Raw genomic sequence first — 20,654 nt, 5'->3', positions numbered from 1 at the left:
GCGATAAAAATATGAGCAAGAGAAGAATTAAAAAAGTAGCCATTATTGGTTCTGGAATTATGGGAAGCGGCATTGCTTGTCATTTTGCCAATATTGGTGTAGATGTTTTGCTTCTAGATATTATTCCTCGAGAAGTTAACGACAAAGAAAAAGCCAAGGGCTTAACTTTAGAAGACAAAGTAGTAAGAAACAGATTAGTAAACAATGCTTTAACAACGTCATTAAAATCTAAACCTGCTCCTATTTATCATCAAAAATTTGCAAGTAGAATAACAACTGGGAACCTTGAAGATGACATATCAAAAGTGGCAGATGTAGATTGGATTATGGAGGTAGTCGTTGAGCGCCTAGACATTAAAACTCAGGTTTTCGAGAAACTAGAAAAATACAGAACTCCTGGAACACTTATCACATCGAACACCTCAGGTATTCCTATTAAATTTATGAGTGAAGGCAGAAGTGAGGATTTCCAGAAACACTTCTGCGGGACACACTTTTTTAACCCAGCTCGATATTTAAAGCTATTTGAAATAATTCCTGGTCCAAAAACGGATGCTTCTGTTTTGGATTTTTTAAACGGCTATGGTGAACAATTTTTAGGTAAAACTTCCGTAATTGCTAAAGACACACCAGCTTTTATTGGCAATCGGGTAGGTATTTTTAGTATTATGAGTCTTTTCCATACCGTTAAAGACATGGGACTGACCATTGAACAAGTTGATAAGCTAACTGGCCCTGTAATAGGGAGACCAAAATCGGCAACTTTCAGAACCGTTGATGTTGTTGGCTTAGATACTTTAGTACACGTTGCAAATGGTATTGCAGATAATTGTAAAAATGATGAGCGCCTAGAATTATTCAAACTTCCCAGCTTTATTGGAACCATGGTCGAAAATAAATGGTTAGGAAGCAAAACAGGACAAGGTTTTTATAAAAAGCAAGTTTCAACTGAAGGTAAAAAAGAAATTCTTTCCCTAGATTTAAATACTCTAGAGTATAGGGCTTCAATGAAAGCCAAATTTGCCACATTAGAGCTTACTAAGACCATCGATAGAGTTATCGATCGTTTTAAGGTTCTAATTTCAGGTAAGGATAAGGCTGGAGATTTTTACAGAAAAACTTTTGCTGCTTTATTCGCCTATGTTAGTCATAGAATTCCTGAAATATCAGATGAGCTTTATAAAATAGATGATGCCATGAAAGCAGGCTTTGGTTGGGAACATGGCCCTTTTCAAATTTGGGATGCTATCGGTTTAGAAAAAGGATTAGAACTAGTAAAAACTGAAAACCTAGAAGTGGCTTCATGGGTTAATGATATGATGGATTCAGGGAACTTGTCGTTCTACACTGTTAAAGATGGGGCATCCTATTTCTACGATATAACATCTAAATCACAAAAAAAGATACCTGGTCAAGATGCCTTTATTATTTTAGATAACATTCGAAAATCTAATGAAGTATTTAAAAATTCAGGTGTGGTTATTGAAGACTTAGGAGATGGGATTCTTAATTGCGAATTCCAATCTAAAATGAATACCATTGGAGGTGATGTTTTAGCCGGTATAAATAAAGCTATTGATTTAGCCGAACAAAATTTCGAGGGGTTAGTTGTTGGTAACCAAGGCGCCAATTTCTCAGTTGGCGCCAATATAGGCATGATTTTCATGATGGCTGTTGAACAAGAATATGATGAGCTTAATGCAGCCATTAAGTATTTTCAAGATACCATGATGCGCATGCGCTATTCCTCTATTCCAACGGTTTCTGCACCTCATGGTATGTCTCTCGGTGGTGCTTGCGAACTTTCTATGCACGCGGATAAAGTAGTTGCTGCAGCCGAAACTTACATGGGCCTCGTGGAATTTGGTGTAGGTGTTATTCCCGGTGGTGCCGGATCTAAAGAAATGGCATTAAGAGCTTCAGATACTTTTAGAAAAGGGGATGTTGAATTGAATACTTTACAGGAATATTTCCTAACTATTGGAATGGCAAAAGTATCTACTTCTGGTTATGAAGCTTTTGATTTAGGAGTACTTCAAAAAGGAAAAGATATTATCGTTGTTAATAAGGACAGACAAATAGCCGTTACAAAACACCATGCTAAATTAATGGCAGACATGGGGTACACTCAACCTGTAAAACGATCAGATATAAAAGTACTTGGTAAACAAGCCTTAGGTATGTTTTTAGTTGGCACAGATGCAATGGAAGATAGTAATTACATAAGTGCTCACGATAAAAAAATTGCTAATAAGCTAGCTTATGTTATGGCAGGTGGAGATTTATCTGAACCTACCTTAGTAAGTGAGCAATATTTATTAGATCTAGAACGTGAAGCCTTTTTAAGCCTCTGTACGGAGCGTAAAACTTTAGAACGTATTCAACATATGTTGAAAACTGGAAAACCTTTAAGAAATTAAGCAATGAAACAAGCATATATAGTAAAAGCATATAGAACCGCTGTGGGAAAAGCACCAAAAGGTGTATTTCGATTTAAAAGAGCCGATGAATTAGGTGCTGAAACCATTCAACACATGATGAAAGAGTTGCCTAATCTTGATGTAAGTAGAATTGACGATGTTATTGTTGGTAATGCCATGCCTGAAGGTTCTCAAGGCCTGAACATGGCTCGGTTTATATCATTAATTGGATTAAATAGTATTGAAGTTCCGGGGGTTACTGTAAATAGGTTTTGTTCTTCAGGAATTGAAACTATTGGAATTGCAGCAGCTAAAATCCAAGCAGGAATGGCGAATTGCATTATTGCTGGGGGTGCCGAAAGCATGAGTTCTGTCCCAATGACTGGTTATAAGCCAGAGTTAAATTATGACACAGTGAGTGCAGGGCATGAAGATTACTATTGGGGCATGGGAAATACAGCCGAAGCGGTTGCAAATCAGTTTAAAGTTTCTCGAGAAGATCAAGATGAATTCGCATATAATTCTCATATGAAGGCTTTAAAAGCGCAAGCTGAAAATCGTTTTCAAGATCAAATTGTGCCCATTGAAGTTGAACAAACCTATATTGATTCTAACGAAAAAAAAGCGACAAAGTCTTATACTGTGAGTAAAGATGAAGGCCCAAGAGCAGGAACTAGTTTAGCAGCATTGGCTAAATTAAGAGCTGTATTTGCGCAAGGCGGAAGTGTAACTGCGGGTAACTCTTCTCAAATGAGTGATGGCGCAGCCTTTGTTATGGTTATGAGTGAAGACATGGTAAAAGAACTTAACCTTGAACCTATAGCTAGATTGGTAAGTTATGCCGCTGCAGGCGTAGAACCAAGAATTATGGGTATTGGTCCAGTAAAAGCTATTCCTAAAGCGTTAAATCAAGCTGGTTTAAAACAAAACGACCTAGAATTAATAGAACTTAATGAAGCCTTTGCATCGCAATCTATTGCCGTAATTAGAGAATTAGATCTAAATCCTGATTTAATTAATGTGAACGGTGGGGCTATTGCTCTAGGGCATCCACTGGGTTGTACAGGTGCAAAACTTTCTGTTCAACTCTTTGATGAAATGCGCAAAAGAGACATGAAAGGCAAGTATGGCGCAGTGACCATGTGTGTTGGAACCGGGCAGGGAGCTTGCGGTATCTTCGAATTTTTAAACTAAAAAACAAAAAATAAGTAATGGAAAAAGACATTTTACGTGGCGGTCAATTCTTAGTAAAAGAAATTGAATGTGAAGATATTTTCACTCCAGAAGACTTTAATGAAGATCAGCTTATGATGAAAGAAGCTGTAACAGAATTTATAGATAGAGAAGTTTGGTCTAAAAAAGCTCAATTTGAAAAAAAAGATTATGCGCTAACTGAATCTTGTATGAGGCAAGCCGGAGACCTTGGTTTTCTAAGTATTTCTGTTCCTGAAGAATATGGAGGTATGGGAATGGGTTTTGTAGATACCGTTCTTGTTTGCGATTTTATCTCTGGCGCAACAGGGTCGTTTAGTACAGCTTTTGGAGCTCATACAGGAATTGGAACTATGCCAATTACACTATATGGTAATGAAGAACAAAAGCAAAAATATGTACCTAAATTAGCCTCTGGAGAATGGTTCGGTTCTTATTGTCTAACTGAGCCTAGTGCGGGTAGTGACGCCAATTCGGGAAAAACAAAAGCTGTTCTTTCTGAAGATGGAAAAACATATAAAATTACCGGCCAGAAAATGTGGATTTCAAATGCTGGTTTTTGTAGGTTGATGATTGTATTTGCGCGTATCGAAAATGATAAAAACATTACTGGTTTTATCGTTGAATATGATCCTGAAAACCCTAATGGGATTACCATGGGTGAAGAGGAACATAAATTAGGAATCCGTGCATCTTCGACAAGACAAGTATTCTTTAATGATACGGTAGTTCCCATTGAAAACATGCTTTCTACTAGAGGTAATGGTTTTAAAATAGCTATGAACGCCTTAAATGTTGGGAGAATAAAACTTGCTGCTGCATGCCTTGATGCCCAAAGGCGAACTATTACAGAGTCTGTTAAATATGCAAACGAACGTATTCAATTTAAAGTTCCAATCTCTAATTTTGGAGCTATTCGCCAAAAAATTGCTGAAATGGCTACAAACTGCTGGGTAGGTGAAGCAGCAACCTATAGAGCGTCTAAAAATATTGAAGATAGAATTGAACTGAGAAAAAATAATGGTAAAGATTCGCATCAAGAAGCTGAACTTAAAGGTGTTGAAGAATACGCTATTGAGTGTTCCATACTTAAAGTAGCCATTTCGGAGTTTATTCAAAAATGTACAGACGAAGGTATTCAAATTTATGGAGGGATGGGTTTCTCTGAAGAAACACCTATAGAATCTGCCTGGAGAGATGCAAGAATATCAAGAATATATGAAGGCACCAATGAAATTAACAGAATGCTTTCTATTGGTATGCTCATTAAAAAAGCCATGAAAGGTCATGTAGATGTTTTAACACCTGCCATGGCGGTAAAAGACGAATTGGTAGGAATCCCTTCTTTTGATGTTCCTGATTATTCAGCGTTGTTTTCAGAAGAGAAAAATATCATAAAAAACTTAAAGAAATTATTCTTAATGGTTGCTGGAGCAGCCTTACAGAAGTATGGGGAAAAAATTGAACAGCAACAACAACTCATGCTTGCAGCTTCAGATATACTCATTCAAATTTATTTAGCTGAATCAGCTATACTTAGAGCGGAAAAAATGGCTAAAAAAGAAGGAGAAAACCAAGTAAAAGAACAAATAGCCATGGCAAAATTAAACTTATTCCATGCCATTGATGTTATAGAAACTGCTGGTAAACATTCCATAATCTCATTCTCGACTGGAGATGAACAACGTATGATGCTTATGGGCTTAAAGCGCTATATCAAATATGTTAACATGCCCAACATCATAGAACTTAGACATATTATTGCTGAAAATGTGATTAAAGAAAATAAATATTGTTTCTAATACTATTTGTATTAAAACAGAATAGTGACTAACTCAAATTTAAAAAGCGCGTCAAAATTGTTTTTGAAGCGCTTTTATTTTCAGTATTTTTAAAGAAAAAACATGAAACCATTCCTTTTTATTTTTGCTTTCTGCCTGTTACATGTTTGTCACGGCCAATCTTCATTAAAAGTATACGATATAATTAATAGTATTTCAGCAGAGAGAATAGAAAGCGACATTCAAACGCTAGTAAATTTTGGCACTAGAAATACCTTTAGTGATACTATTTCGAATACCAGAGGTATTGGTGCCGCTCGCCGCTGGATAAAGTCTGAATTTGAAGCCATTTCTAAATCATGCAATAATTGTATTGATGTTTTCTACCAAAAGGATTTTGTAACTAAAGAAGCGAACGGCAGAGTCCCTCATGATGCATGGGTTGTAAATGTTGTAGCCATTCAGAAAGGAACTAAATACCCAAACAGATATGTTATTATGAGTGGTGACATTGATTCCAGAGGAAGCGACACCATGGACTTCACTACCGACGCCCCTGGCGCAAATGATAATGCTTCTGGAATGGCTGGAACCATAGAAACTGCAAGAGTTTTAAGCCAGTATAAATTTGAAAGTAGTATTGTTTATGTTGGTCTTTCTGGAGAAGAACAAGGTTTATTTGGTGGTGCAGGATTAGCCAGGTTTGCTAAAGAAAAGAACTGGGACATTATTGGCATTTTAAATAATGATATGATTGGGAATATTTCTGGTGTTGATGGTATTATTGACAACCGTACCTTCAGAATTTTTTCTGAACCAACTCCGCCTAATGAGACTGAGCGCCAGCGTACTCTTAGACGTTTTTATGGAGGGGAAGTAGATGGTATTTCAAGACAGTTAGCGCGCTATGTTCATAAAACCACTAAATCGTACATGCCAGAAATGAGCCCAATGATGGTTTACAGACTGGATCGTTTTGGACGCGGTGGTCATCACCGACCTTTTAATGATTTAGGATATGCAGGTATTCGGATTATGGAAGCGCATGAAAATTACACACAACAACATCAAGACATCAGAGAAGAGGATGGTATAAAATATGGGGATGTTATAGACCATGTAAATTTTGAATATGCAAAAAAACTGACTGCCGTTAATGCTATAAACTTAGCAAGCCTAGCATGGGCTCCACCTAAACCTAAAAACATTGCTATTGGTGGTATAGTAGAACCTGCTGCTAAGTTTAAATGGGATAAAGTTGATGGTGCTATTGGCTATAAAATTTATTGGAGAGATACAACCTCCCCTACTTGGGATAATAGCCGTTATGTAGGAGATATTAGTGAATTCTTATTAGAAGGTATAGTTATTGATAATCACTTTTTTGGTATTTCTTCTATAGGGAAAAATGGATTTGAAAGCGTAGTTACATTTCCAAATCAAATATTAAGAGATTAGAAGACGCATCTATTTATAATAAAGAACATACGCATGAAACAACGTCTATTAGCAATCATTCTAGTACTGCTATCCACACAAATTACAAACGCACAATTGCTTAGTGAAACCTCTGAATTCACAAGACAAGATACACTCAGAGGTAGTATTACACCTCAGCGTGAATGGTGGGATCTTACTTATTATCATTTAGATATAAAAGTTGATCCTGATAACAAATTCATCTCTGGTAAAAACGCCATTCAGTATAGAGTACTTAAACAGGATTCTATCTTACAAATTGATCTTCAACCACCTTTAAAACTAACTAAAGCCATTCAAAACAATAAAGACTTACTAATTAAGCATGACGGTAATGCTCATTTCATCACATTAGAAAACATACAACATATTGATTCTATAATGAGTATTGATGTTTATTATGAAGGCCATCCAAGAGAAGCTGTAAATGCACCTTGGGATGGTGGGATTTCATGGAAAAAAGATAACAACGGAAATCACTTTATTGCATCTTCATGCCAAGGTTTAGGCGCTAGCGTTTGGTGGCCTTGTAAAGACCATATGTATGACGAAGTTGACAGTATGCAAATAAGTGTAAACGTTCCTGCAAAGTTAATGAATGTCTCAAACGGAAGACTTAGAAGTGTTGAACGCATTGAAGATACCAAAACCTATACATGGGTTGTAAAAAGTCCAATAAACAATTATGGGGTTAACATTAATATTGCTGACTACACACATTTCTCTGAAGTTTATAATGGGATGGCAGGAAATCTAGACATGGATTACTACGTCTTGAAAGATAACTTAGAAAAAGCAAAGGAACATTTTAAGGACGCCCCTAAAATGATGAAAGCCTTCGAATATTGGTTTGGCCAGTATCCATTTTATAGAGATGGGTACAAACTCGTAGAAGTTCCTTATTTAGGTATGGAACACCAAAGTTCTGTCACTTATGGTAATCAATATAAAAATGGCTATTTAGGCAAAGATTGGTCGGGAACTGGTTGGGGGTTGAAATTTGATTTCATCATTATTCACGAATCTGGTCATGAGTGGTTTGCAAATAATATCACGAATAAAGACATCGCGGATATGTGGATACATGAAAGCTTTACAGCTTATTCTGAGAGTTTGTTTCTAGACTATTATTATGGCAAAGAGGCTGCTTCTGAATACGTTATAGGAACGCGTAAAAACATTGCTAACGATAAACCCATAATAGGGAATTATAATGTGAATAGCGAAGGCTCGTCAGACATGTACTTTAAAGGCTCTAATATGTTACACACCATAAGGCAACTTGTGGAAGACGATAAAAAATGGCGGGATATATTGCAAGGCTTAAACACTACATTTTACCATCAAACCGTGACTACAGAACAAATAGAAAATTATGTAAGCAAACATTCTGAAATTGATTTATCAGCATTTTTTAATCAGTATTTAAGAACAATACAAATCCCAACCTTAGAATATGAGCTGAGTAAAAAAGGGCTTAAGTATCGTTGGACTAGCATAGTAGACGGCTTTGACATGCCTATTAAAATAAAAATCAATGAAGATGAACAATGGCTGTATCCTAAAAAAGAATGGAATATACTTAAAACTGAATCTAAAATAGTTTCTTTCGAAGTTAACCCTAACTTTTATATTGAATCTAAAAAAATTTAAGTTTTGACAAATTTACTTGAACTGCATTTTGATCGTGACACAGATTGGTACGACTGGTTATTGAACAATCATTCCAAAGAAAAAGCGGTATATCTTATTTTTTATAAACTGGAACTAAATGTACCTACCATGCGCTGGGAAGAAGCTGTTAAAGTAGCACTTTGTTTTGGTTGGATAGATTCTACAGTAAAAAGTTTGGGCAACGGAAAGAGGCGTCAATACTTTTGTCCAAGAAACCCAAAAAGTACATGGAGCGCCTTAAACAAAAAATACATTGATGAATTAAATAAAGCAGGGTTAATTCATCAATCTGGGTATGATATGATCGAGCTAGCTAAAGAAACGGGTACGTGGACAGCAATGGATGATGTTGAAAATGGCGTTATTCCTGATAATTTAAAAGCTGCCTTTGACAAAAACCCTCATGCTTTTGAAAACTATCAAAACTTTTCAAAGGGATATAAAAAAGGCTATTTATCGTGGCTGCACAGTGCGAAACGCGAAGAGACCAAAAAAAAGCGCATAAAACTAATCATTGAATTATGCGCAAATAATATAAAAAGCAGAGATAACTGGTAATTAAATTCCATTTATAAAACTGCCGTAAGGGTCTTTAAACTGAATACCTTCCGTAAATCTTTTTTTGCTCAATTGTTTAAATTCAACTAACGCCCAAAGCACAAACTCTTTAACGAAGTAACTATCTTGTTTTGATAAATTAGGTTGATATTCATCAAGTAAGTCATCCAAAGGTGATATTGAACTTAAAAGGTCTTTATATTCTTTATCATGTAAATCATCCATAAGCTCAATACCATCTTTTAAATTAAAAAACCAAGAGACAATATCATCATAAGGACTGTTTTCGTCTTGCTTTTTGAGTTTTTCAATACCTGGAAAAAATTCTGGAAATAAACTCTTAACTGCCTCCCCTATTAAATTATAAGCCACAATAGCAGCCCCCTCTTGTTCACCTTCATAAACCAATTCAACTTTACCAGTAATGGATGGAATAATACCAACAAAATCGGATAAACGCAAACAGGTTTGACCATCTCCAGCAATTAAAGCACGTCTTTCTGCAGTACTTAAAAGATTCTCCAGAGCGGTAATACTTAATCGAGCACTTACACCACTTTTAGCATCTATAAACTCGGATTCTCTGGCCTCAAAAACAATTTGCTCTAACAAATCTCTAGCTAAGTCGGGAACGATTACCGTGCTGTTTTGACTTTCTACAATACTAGCTTCCTGCTGCGTAATCATTCTAGCTGTCTCTATATCTTCAGGGTAGTGCGTTAAAATCTGAGAACCTATTCTATCCTTTAGAGGCGTTACAATACTTCCTCTGTTGGTATAATCTTCTGGATTTGCAGTAAATAAAAATTGAATATCAAGAGGTAACCTTAGCTTAAACCCTCTTATTTGAATATCGCCTTCTTGTAAAATATTAAACAATGCCACTTGAATTCTAGCCTGTAGATCAGGGAGTTCGTTAATTACAAAAATGCAACGGTTTGCTCTAGGTATCATACCATAATGAATTACACGATCATCTGCGTAACTCAACTTTAAATTCGCCGCTTTTATAGGATCTACATCTCCAATAATATCAGCGACTGTAACATCAGGTGTTGCTAATTTTTCGGCAAATCGATCACTTCTATGTAGCCATGAAATGGGTGTGTAATCACCTTCTCGTTTAATAAGTTCTATCGCGAATCTGCTAATTGGTTTAAATGGGTCGTCATTAATTTCAGAACCCTGAACATACGGTATATACTCGTCCAATAAGTTTAGCATTAAACGCGCTAATCGCGTTTTTGCCTGACCTCGCAATCCCAAAAGGTTTATATTATGTCTTGATAAAATAGCTCTTTCTAGTTCTGGAATCACTGTGTTTTGGTAACCATGTACCCCTTCAAAAGTGGTTTCTTTGTTCTTTATTTTATGAATTAAATTATCTCTTAATTCATCTTTTATAGATTTACTCGCGTACCCAAATTCTTTTAAGGCTCCTAAAGTTTTAATATTTTCTATTTTCATATTTATCCTCTAATTCTTTTTTTTCTATTTGTTTCGTAATCCTCAAAAATCATTTCACCAAGCCCTTTAAGGCCTGTGTAAAATGCTTTCCCTTGATTGGCATAAGTAAACTCTCTAACAAATTGCATGAGGTAATTATCCTGAGCAATCATAAATGTGGTTATAGGAATGTGTAACCTTCGTGCTTGTTGCGCCATGGCATAACATTTATTTACAATATGAGTATCTAAACCCATGCTGTTTTTATAATAGTCTCCATCCGGAAGCCTCAGGCAACTTGGTTTACCATCTGTAATCATAAAAATTTGTTTATTCGTATTACGTTTTCGTCTAAGCAAATCCATGGCCAATTGTAAACCGGCAACGGTATTCGTATGATATGGTCCAACTTTTAAATAAGGTAAATCTTTAATTTCAATTTGCCATGCATCATTTCCAAATACTAAGATATCTAAGGTGTCTTTAGGATAACGTGTTGTTATGAGTTCCGCCAATGCCATAGCCACTTTTTTAGCAGGAGTAATTCTATCTTCTCCATATAAAATCATACTATGACTAATATCAATCATGAGTACTGTACTCATTTGCGATTTATGCATGGTTTCCTCAACAACTAAATCATCTTCAGACATTGTAAAATCTCCAATACCATGACTTATTTGAGCATTCTTTAAACTCTCTGTCATAGAAACCTTATCCAAAGCATCACCAAATTGATATCCTCTATAATCACCTGTATGCTCATCTCCCAAACCAGGGCTTTTGCTTTTATGGTTTCCTTGCCCACTTCGTTTTATTTTCCCAAAGATTTGATCAAGTGCTTGCTGCCTAATAGCACGCTCAGTTTTTGCTGTAATAGCGATTTCACCGTTTCCATCAGGATCTATTTCCTCTCGAATAAAACCTTTCTTTTTTAAATCTTCAATAAAATCTTCAATAGTATACTCAGCAGTAGTTAAGTTATACTCCTTATCTAATTCTCTTAACCAATTAATAGCTTCATCAAAATCACCTGAAGTGTGCGTAATAAGTTCTTTGAAAATTTCAAAAAGCTTATCAAAAGGAGAAATATTGGGCGCTTCGTATTTTTTAAACACAAAACCCCTTCTAGGTAATTCTTTTTTCTTCATAGCAGTATAAAAATACTATAAAAAAAAGAGACATATAAAGCATTAACATTTATTTAAATAATGCTATGATAAGTTTTCACTATTTTCGAAAGTAAAATTAGCCACAATGAAAAATACCTTCTTTTTAATAATTTGTGCTCTGTCTTTCGCTGCATTTGGCCAAGAATTGGCCATGGATTTATTAGCAAACATGAAACCTAGGAATATTGGACCGGCAGGCATGTCTGGTAGAGTTACCTCTATTGATGTCGTGCTGAGCAATCCCGACATAATATATGCGGGCACAGCTTCTGGAGGTTTGTGGAAGTCAAGCTCTGGAGGCATTAAATGGGAACCTATTTTTGAAAATGAGGTGACGGCATCAATAGGAGCTGTAGCGATTCAGCAGTCTAACCCTAGCGTTATATGGGTAGGCACTGGCGAAGGTAATCCGAGAAATAGTTTGAATGGAGGTTATGGTATATATCGATCTTTAGATGCTGGTAAAACCTGGAAGTTAATGGGTTTAGAAAAAACACGTCATATTCATAGAGTTATTATTGACCCTACAAATCCAAACGTCGTATATGTAGCGGCAATTGGTTCTCCTTGGGGTGAACATATGGAGCGTGGTGTTTATAAAACAACTGACGGAGGCCAAACATGGGTAAAAACCTTGTTTAGTAATGAGAAAACTGGTGCTGCAGATTTAGTTATGGACCCAACGAACCCAAACAAACTTATTGCAGCAATGTGGGAACATAAAAGAGAGCCTTGGTTTTTTAAATCTGGTGGTAAAGGCTCCGGTTTACATATAACTTATGATGGTGGTGAGAACTGGAAAAAGGTCACCGAAAAGGATGGTTTCCCCAAAGGAGATCTGGGGCGAATTGGTATTGCCATAGCTAAGAATAAACCCGACGTAATTTATGCTTTGGTTGAAGCCAAAAAAAATGCCCTTTACAAAAGTGAAGATGGGGGATTCAAATGGAAAAAAATAAATGATAAAAAAGATAAAGGGGATAGACCATTTTATTATTCTGAAATATACGTAGATCCTCAAAACGAAAACCGAGTTTACTCCATTTTCACTTATGTTAACGTGAGTGAAGATGGAGGAAAAAACTTTACAAAACTTATGCCTGCATACAACACCAATAGAGGTGTTCACGCCGATCATCACGCTTGGTGGATTCACCCGAACAATGGTAATTTTATGATTGACGGTAATGACGGTGGGCTTAACATAACTAAAGATGGTGGCAAGTCCTGGCGATTTATAGGCAATTTACCGGTAGCCCAGTTTTACCATATTAATATTGACAATGATATTCCTTATAATGTTTATGGAGGTATGCAAGATAACGGATCTCATAAAGGACCTGCTTATGTTTGGAAATATCAAGGCATACGAAATTCGTATTGGCAAGAAATTAGTTTTGGCGATGGTTTTGATGTTATTCCAGATAAAGCCAATAGCAGATTTGGATGGTCTATGAGCCAACAAGGATCAGTTTATTACTACGACTCTAAGACTGGAAACAATTTTAAAGTAAAGCCAACACACCCTAACCCCAATGTTCTTTTAAGATTTAATTGGAACGCTGCTATCAACATAGATCCGTTTAGTAATAACACTTTATATTTTGGAAGTCAATTTGTTCATAAATCAACAGACAAAGGTCTTACTTGGAAAATAATTTCGGATGATTTAACAACGAATGCCCCTAACAAATTAAATCAGGCTAATAGCGGAGGACTCACTATTGATGCCACTGGTGCTGAAAACCATTGTACAATACTAGTTATTGAACCTTCTCCTTTAGAAAAAGATATGCTCTGGGTGAGCACGGATGATGGCAAAGTACATATCACTCAAAATGGAGGTGAATCTTGGAAGGATATCTCAGGAAATATTAAGGGTTTGCCTAAGGGTTCTTGGATTCCTCAAATTAAAGCATCAAACAAAAATAAAGGAGAAGCATTATTGATAGCCAATGACTATAGACGTTTTAATTATGAACCCTATGCTTACAAAACGACTGATTATGGAAAAACATGGAAGCGTATTGTTGACGCATCTGATGTTAAAAGTTACACCTTATCAATTATTGAAGATAGAGAAAATTCTAACCTTTTATTCTTAGGTACTGATGATGGATTATATGTCTCAGTTAATGCCGGTGATGCCTGGAAAAAATGGACTGAAGGTTTTCCAACAGTATCAGTAAAAGATTTAATAATTCATCCTAGAGAGGATGATTTAATAATCGGAACATTCGGTAGGTCCGCATGGATATTGGATGATATTAGACCGTTAAGAGCCATAGCTAAAAATGCTTCAATCCTCAATGATAGTCTTACTCTTTTTGAACCTCCAGTGGCTTATCTCGCTGCTTATCAAAGACCTTATAGTCGTTTTGGAGCAGACGCCACTTATAATGGCGAAAACAGAGAACGATATGCCCGTATTTCGTATTATTTAAATATCCAAGAACATAAGCCAGAGAGTGATTCTACTAATAGTACGATTAAAGATTCACTGACTTTAAAAATTTATGATGGTAGTCGTTTGATTAGAACACTTAAAACAGAAACACCAAAAAAATCAGGAATTCATAAATTGAATTGGGATTTAACTGAAAAAGGACCTGATAAAACGTCTAGAAAAGAAAGCTTTAGCAATAAAGAAAACTCAGGAATAAAGGTAAAACCAGGTATTTATCAATTGGTTATTAACTATGGAACAATCCAATCAAAGAACAATATCACAGTAAAAAGTGACCCTAGAATTGAGAATTCAACCCAAGTCATTGATAAAACTTTTGCAGAACTAAAAGAGCTTGAAAACATGGAGCAACTTATGGCTGATGCCGTTATGCAACTAAATGAGAGTAAATCAATTGCTCAGAACTATAAAACAAAACTAACGCAATTGAATAAAGAAAAATATGACCTTGCTATCAAATCTTCTGAAGAAATAGTTAATAGTATTAATCAAATAATAGATATGTTTTTAGGTAAAGAAGATAAACGGCAAGGGATTGTAAGAAGTTCTATTCCAAATGTAAAAACTAGACTCAGCCTAGCGAAAACCTATATAGAATCAAGACCTAAAGGTTCAACGACTACAGAAAAAACACTAACTTCACAAGGAAAAGCAGCTTTAAAAGATGCTCTAAACAAAACCAATATTTTTTTTGAAAACAACTGGAAAACATATAAAAAAGATATGGAGTTTATATCACTCTCTCCATTTAAAGAAACGAGGCGTTTCATAATCGGTCAGTAAAAAAAGCTCTGATCTAAATCAGAGCTTTTTTTATTCTATACGTTTTAAACCAGCGCTATTTTCTATTTTAATATATTTTCCAACAGTAGAAATTAACCCCTCCTTTTTGAATTGAGAAAGGACTCTTATGGCTGATTCAGTAGCCGTACCAACAATATTTGCGTAATCCTCGCGAGATAATAACACACTTAAAGTCCCATCTGGATTAGTGCCAAAACTATCACTTATATACACTAAGGTTTCTGCCAATCTCTGCCTTACCGACTTTTGGGCCATATTAACTATAATATCATCTGAATCTCTTAAATCATGAGCCATATCCTTAAGAACTTCCATAGAAAACTTTGAATTCTTTTGTAAATCAGCAAATATCTCACTCTTAGGGATATAGCAAACTTCCATATCATTTAACGCCGTTGCTTGTAAGTTGGAAGCTTCTTCACTAATCAAGGAACGTTGTCCTAAAAGCTGGCCTTTAACAACCATCTTTACAATTTGATCTTTACCATTCTCACTTAACTTAGAGAGCTTGCAAATACCATCTTTCACGCAATAAACTCCATTTAACGTTTCTCCTTCTTCAAAAATAACCTCGCCTTTTTTAATTGTCCTTGACGTTTTACAACCAGAAATACGCACAAGCTCATCTTTTGTAAGAGCCTTCAAAGAGTTAAACTGCTTAATTATACATTGTTCACATTTGCCCATAACTAAATATTAGAGTAGTGTAAAAATAAATAAAACATGACAGATATCATATTAAATTATTCACTAACTTTTCATTTTTGTATCAGGTATAATTGAGCAAATTTTTATGGAACATCAATCATGTTTCCACTGCGGATTGGATTCATCTGAATCTGAAATTGTCTATGATGACAAATCTTTTTGTTGTAATGGTTGTAAAACTGTTTACGAGATATTTTCTGCAAACGATTTAACTTGTTATTACGATTTACAGAACGCACCTGGAGCCTCACCAAAAGAGGTAGAGGGTAAATACAACTTTTTGGATAATCAAAAAATTGTTGATACGTTATTAGAGTTTAGTGACGATAAAACTCAGATTGTTACGCTTTATATTCCACATATTCACTGCAGTTCCTGCATATGGATTTTAGAAAATTTGAATAAACTAAATCCAGCTGTTTCTGCTTCCATTGTAAATTTTGGCAAAAAAAATGTTAGGATCACTTACCATAGTGAAAATCTTAGTTTGAAAAACCTGGTAAAACTCCTAAGTAAAATTGGTTATGAACCATTTATAAGTTTAGATGATTATAGTGTTGGCAAAAAAAATGTAGACCGGTCTTTGATATACAAATTAGGTATTGCTGGTTTTGCCTTTGGTAACATCATGTTTTTATCATTCCCGGAGTATTTCCAAGTTAACGGGTTTTGGATAGAACAATATGCACCTGTTTTTAGGTGGCTTATGTTTAGCTTTTCTTTACCTGTTATTTTTTATTGCGCACAAGACTATTTTATTTCAGCCTACAAAGGATTAAAATCTGGTATCTTAAATATTGATGTACCCATAGCATTGGGGGCATCTGTCCTTTTTATTAGAAGTACTGCCGAAATAGTATTCAACTTAGGGACAGGCTTTTTTGATAGTTTATCTGGATTAATATTCTTCCTCTTAGTTGGTAAGTTCTTTCAGCAGAAAACCTATAGTTATTTATCGTTTGAAAGAGATTATAAATCATATTTCCCTATCGGGATAACTAAAATTTCTGAACAAGGCAAAGAAGAATCTATTCAAGTGTATGATATTAAAAAAGGAGACAGATTATTGATTAGAAATGAAGAGCTTATCCCCGTAGATTGTATTTTAATTAATGGTAATGCTCAGATCGATTATAGTTTTGTTACCGGCGAATCTGAAGCTGTGTCAAAAACATCTGGAGACAAACTATTTGCCGGAGGTAAGCAATTATATGGTAGCATTGAAGTAGATGTCTTAAAAACAGTAGAACAAAGTTACTTAACACAACTCTGGAGTAACGATGTATTTAATAAAAACAAGGAAGATGGATTTACCAATATCACTAACGCTATTAGCAAACGATTCACTATAACCCTACTTACCATAGCTCTAATCGCTACATCCTATTGGCTATATGTTGATAGCTCTAAAGCGCTTAATGTTTTCACTGCTGTTTTAATTATAGCCTGCCCTTGCGCCATTGCATTAGCGGCCCCCTTTACTTTTGGGAATTTATTACGCATTTTTGGAAAAGAAAAACTATATGCAAAAAATGCATTAGTTATTGAGCAGTTAGCAGCCATTAATACTATTATTTTTGATAAAACAGGTACAATTACAGCCAATAAAGAAACATCCATTACTTATGAGGGTTCCAACCTTTCTATTGATGAAGAAATTTTATTAAAAAGCACTTTAAGGAACTCAAACCACCCTTTAAGCAGATCTCTTTATAATCTCTTAGACGAACATGATATCATCACCTTAGATAATTACCAAGAACATATAGGTAAAGGCATTGAATCTAATAAAAACCATGATTCTATCAAGATAGGTTCGGCATCTTATGTAGGATTAGCGTCTGAAACTACTGCTTTAAATACAGCTGTTCATGTGTGTGCAAATAACACTTACAAAGGAAAATTTACATTTTACAATCAATATAGAAAAGGGCTTTCTAAACTTTTTAATCAATTAAAAAAAGATTATGATTTAGCTATTATTTCTGGTGATAACGCTGGAGAGCAAGAAAATCTCATCAAATTACTTCCTTCTAAAACTAAGATTTTCTTTAATCAGAAGCCAGAAGATAAATTAGAGTACATAAAACATCATCAAAATTCGGGAGCAAAAGTATTAATGATTGGTGACGGATTAAATGATGCGGGAGCACTTGCGCAGAGTAATGTAGGCTTTGCAATTTCTGAAGATGTGAATGTGTTTTCACCTGCATGTGATGCTATTTTAGATGCGTCTCAATTTAATAACTTATTTAAGTTTATTAAAATCTCTAAATCTGCTATCAAAATTATCAAATGGAGTTTCGTTTTATCCATCATATACAATTCTATCGGATTATATTTTGCCGTTACGGGACAATTAGCTCCCGTGATTGCCGCAATACTAATGCCTTTAAGTTCAATAAGCATTGTAATTTTCACCACAATAGCTACAAATTTAGTAGGAAAAAAACTTAAAGAAGCTTGTTAAAACATGATAAAAATCATATTTTACAAATGCGTATAAAATTACTTTTGAACCATAACTTCAATTAGGTATGAGTGTTATATATATTTTGCTAGCAATAAGCATTATCGTTGCTATTGGCTTTTTTATAGCTTTTGTTTTGGCTGTAAAAAGTGGTCAGTACGATGACAGCTACACCCCTTCAGTTCGCATGTTATTTGAAGACGAACTCATAAAAGATAAACCACGAAAAACAGTACTAACCAAAAAGACTAATAATTAATTATGGAAATGCAACAGTTTCATTACGATAACAAAATCGTTACTAAATTCCTTTATGCCACAATAATTTTTGGTGTTGTAGGAATGGCGGTAGGTTTACTACTCGCATTTATGTTTCTATTCCCAAATCTTACCGATGGTATTTCATGGTTAAGTTTTGGTAGATTAAGACCATTACACACCAATGCTGTCATTTTTGCTTTTGTTGGAAACGCCATGTTTGCTGGTGTTTATTATTCGCTTCAGCGTTTACTCAAAACACGTATGGCAAGCGACTTATTAAGTAACATCAACTTTTGGGGGTGGCAACTTATTATAGTTGCAGCAGCCATATCACTCCCTTTAGGATATACTACGTCAAAGGAGTATGCAGAACTTGAATGGCCTATTGATATTGCTATTGCTCTTATCTGGGTTGTTTTTGGTGTTAATATGATTTGGACTATTTTAAAACGTAGACAGCGTCACTTATATGTAGCTATCTGGTTTTACTTGGCGACATTCGTTACCGTTGCTGTACTTCATATTTTCAATAGTTTAGAGTTACCTGTGAGTGCTATGAAAAGTTACTCGGTTTATGCGGGTGTACAAGATGCCTTAGTACAATGGTGGTACGGTCATAATGCTGTGGCATTCTTTTTAACCACACCATTTTTAGGGTTAATGTATTATTTTGTACCGAAAGCAGCTAACAGACCCGTATACTCATACAGGCTTTCTATAGTTCACTTTTGGTCTTTAATTTTTATTTATATCTGGGCAGGACCTCATCATTTATTATATACAGCTTTACCCGAATGGGCACAAAATTTAGGTGTTGCCTTCTCAGTTATGCTTCTTATGCCTTCTTGGGGTGGTATGATAAACGGTCTTTTAACCTTGCGTGGTGCTTGGGATAAAGTTCGAGTGGACCCTGTATTAAAATTTATGGTTGTAGCAATAACCGGATATGGCATGGCTACATTTGAAGGACCAACCTTATCTTTAAAAAATGTAAATGCCGTAGCACACTTTACCGATTGGATTATCGCCCACGTACACGTTGGTGCTTTAGCATGGAATGGCTTTATGGCTTTTGGTATTATTTACTATTTAATTCCGCGTTTATTTAAAACAAAATTATACTCATTAGCATTAGCTAACTTACATTTCTGGTTAGGAACTTTGGGTATTATTATCTATGCTCTTCCTATGTATGTTGCTGGATTTACGCAGTACTCCATGTGGCAACAGTTTAATCCAGATGGTACGTTAGTATACGGTAACTTCTTAGAAACTGTTACCGAAATAATACCAATGTATTGGATGCGTGCTATTGGAGGCACCATGTACATATTGGGTATGCTTATCCTAGTTTATAACATTATAGTTACGATTAAGCGAGGAAGTAAAGTTGAAGATGAATTGGCTGAAGCAGCAGCCTTAGAAAAAGTAACCAACAAACGTACTTCTAATGAGGGGTGGCATACTTGGTTAGAAAGAAGACCGATTCAATTAACCATTTTAGCAACAGTGGCTATTTTAATTGGTGGTATAATTCAAATTGTTCCAACCATTATGGTGAAATCTAATATACCAACTATTGCTAGCGTACAACCATATACACCATTGGAATTGGAAGGGCGTGATATTTATATTAGAGAAGGCTGTGTGGGCTGTCATTCACAGATGATTCGTCCGTTTAGACATGAGGTGGAACGTTATGGCGAATACTCAAAAGCCGGGGAATATGTTTACGATCACCCATTTCTTTGGGGAAGTAAACGTACCGGGCCAGATTTACATCGTATCGGTGCTAAGTATTCCGACAACTGGCATTTCAATCATATGTATGATCCGCAGAGTACCTCATCGGGTTCTATCATGCCACGTTACCCTTGGTTGATCACGGGTAGTAGTAGTGAGCTAGATAAATCTCAAACTGAAGCCAAAATGGAAACTATGGTAAGTTTAGGCGTACCTTATACAGGTGAAGACATTGCCAATGCACAAAAAAGTATGGATGAGCAAGGCGCTCAAATTGAGCAGAATTTATATGCCGACCCTGATTTTGTAACCGCTTACGAAGCTGATAAAAAGTCGGCTGCCGAAGACGGGGAGGATTTCATTGAGATGAAAAACAGAGAAATTGTTGCTCTTATAGCTTACCTACAGCGCTTAGGGACTGACATTAAAGTAGATTCTCATCAATAACCCACAAAACAG

General features: G+C 35.5%; 13 protein-coding genes. 10 read left to right on the top strand and 3 right to left on the bottom strand.

From position 1 onward, the window contains the following. Nucleotides 1-11 precede the first annotated feature (11 nt). The 6 genes from Q0857_RS10190 (at nt 12) to Q0857_RS10165 (ending at nt 9,124) form a co-directional block, all read left to right on the top strand. The gene (locus Q0857_RS10190) at nt 12-2,420 is read left to right on the top strand and encodes a 3-hydroxyacyl-CoA dehydrogenase/enoyl-CoA hydratase family protein (RefSeq protein ID WP_298534675.1); all 2,409 of its coding nucleotides are present in this window, start codon (nt 12-14) and stop codon (nt 2,418-2,420) included. 3 nt (nt 2,421-2,423) lie between these two features. Beyond that, nucleotides 2,424-3,614, top strand: coding sequence for an acetyl-CoA C-acyltransferase (locus Q0857_RS10185; RefSeq protein WP_298534672.1), 1,191 nt, complete (start codon nt 2,424-2,426; stop codon nt 3,612-3,614). A 17-nt stretch (nt 3,615-3,631) separates the two neighbouring features. Then, a complete protein-coding gene (locus Q0857_RS10180) occupies nt 3,632-5,434 on the top strand; it encodes an acyl-CoA dehydrogenase family protein (RefSeq protein WP_298534669.1) in 1,803 nt (600 codons plus the stop codon). 102 nt (nt 5,435-5,536) lie between these two features. Further along, on the top strand, nt 5,537-6,871 hold the full coding sequence (locus tag Q0857_RS10175; RefSeq protein ID WP_298534667.1) for a M28 family peptidase: 1,335 nt from the start codon (nt 5,537-5,539) through the stop codon (nt 6,869-6,871). Nucleotides 6,872-6,904: 33 nt separating this feature from the next. Then, nucleotides 6,905-8,545, top strand: a complete 1,641-nt coding sequence (locus Q0857_RS10170) for a M1 family metallopeptidase (RefSeq protein ID WP_298534664.1) — start codon at nt 6,905-6,907, stop codon at nt 8,543-8,545. 3 nt (nt 8,546-8,548) lie between these two features. After that, the gene (locus tag Q0857_RS10165; RefSeq protein ID WP_298534661.1) at nt 8,549-9,124 is read left to right on the top strand and encodes a YdeI family protein; all 576 of its coding nucleotides are present in this window, start codon (nt 8,549-8,551) and stop codon (nt 9,122-9,124) included. Here Q0857_RS10165 and Q0857_RS10160 read toward each other — a convergent pair whose 3' ends face one another. Next, nucleotides 9,125-10,591 (bottom strand): magnesium chelatase, encoded by a 1,467-nt coding sequence (locus Q0857_RS10160; RefSeq protein WP_298534659.1) that lies wholly within the window; start codon nt 10,589-10,591, stop codon nt 9,125-9,127. A gap of 2 nt (nt 10,592-10,593) precedes the next feature. Continuing rightward, nucleotides 10,594-11,721, bottom strand: coding sequence for a VWA domain-containing protein (locus Q0857_RS10155; protein ID WP_298534657.1), 1,128 nt, complete (start codon nt 11,719-11,721; stop codon nt 10,594-10,596). Nucleotides 11,722-11,827: 106 nt separating this feature from the next. Between Q0857_RS10155 and Q0857_RS10150 the strand changes: the two genes are divergently transcribed. Further along, the gene (locus Q0857_RS10150; RefSeq protein ID WP_298534655.1) at nt 11,828-14,992 is read left to right on the top strand and encodes a hypothetical protein; all 3,165 of its coding nucleotides are present in this window, start codon (nt 11,828-11,830) and stop codon (nt 14,990-14,992) included. Nucleotides 14,993-15,022: 30 nt separating this feature from the next. On the opposite strand, the gene Q0857_RS10145 is transcribed toward Q0857_RS10150, so the two are convergent. Continuing rightward, nucleotides 15,023-15,700 (bottom strand): Crp/Fnr family transcriptional regulator, encoded by a 678-nt coding sequence (locus tag Q0857_RS10145; protein ID WP_298534653.1) that lies wholly within the window; start codon nt 15,698-15,700, stop codon nt 15,023-15,025. Between the two features lie 106 nt (nt 15,701-15,806). Between Q0857_RS10145 and Q0857_RS10140 the strand changes: the two genes are divergently transcribed. The 3 genes from Q0857_RS10140 (at nt 15,807) to ccoN (ending at nt 20,642) form a co-directional block, all read left to right on the top strand. After that, nucleotides 15,807-18,191 (top strand): heavy metal translocating P-type ATPase metal-binding domain-containing protein, encoded by a 2,385-nt coding sequence (locus Q0857_RS10140; protein ID WP_298534651.1) that lies wholly within the window; start codon nt 15,807-15,809, stop codon nt 18,189-18,191. Between the two features lie 67 nt (nt 18,192-18,258). Next, nucleotides 18,259-18,450 (top strand): cbb3-type cytochrome oxidase assembly protein CcoS, encoded by a 192-nt coding sequence (gene ccoS, locus Q0857_RS10135; protein WP_298534648.1) that lies wholly within the window; start codon nt 18,259-18,261, stop codon nt 18,448-18,450. 2 nt (nt 18,451-18,452) lie between these two features. Continuing rightward, the gene (gene ccoN / locus Q0857_RS10130; protein WP_298534646.1) at nt 18,453-20,642 is read left to right on the top strand and encodes a cytochrome-c oxidase, cbb3-type subunit I; all 2,190 of its coding nucleotides are present in this window, start codon (nt 18,453-18,455) and stop codon (nt 20,640-20,642) included. Nucleotides 20,643-20,654: the final 12 nt, after the last annotated feature.

Origin of the sequence: uncultured Algibacter sp., assembly GCF_947495925.1 — a bacterium.
Lineage (GTDB): Bacteria > Bacteroidota > Bacteroidia > Flavobacteriales > Flavobacteriaceae > Algibacter_E.
This window is presented reverse-complemented; position numbering and strand designations above follow the sequence as displayed.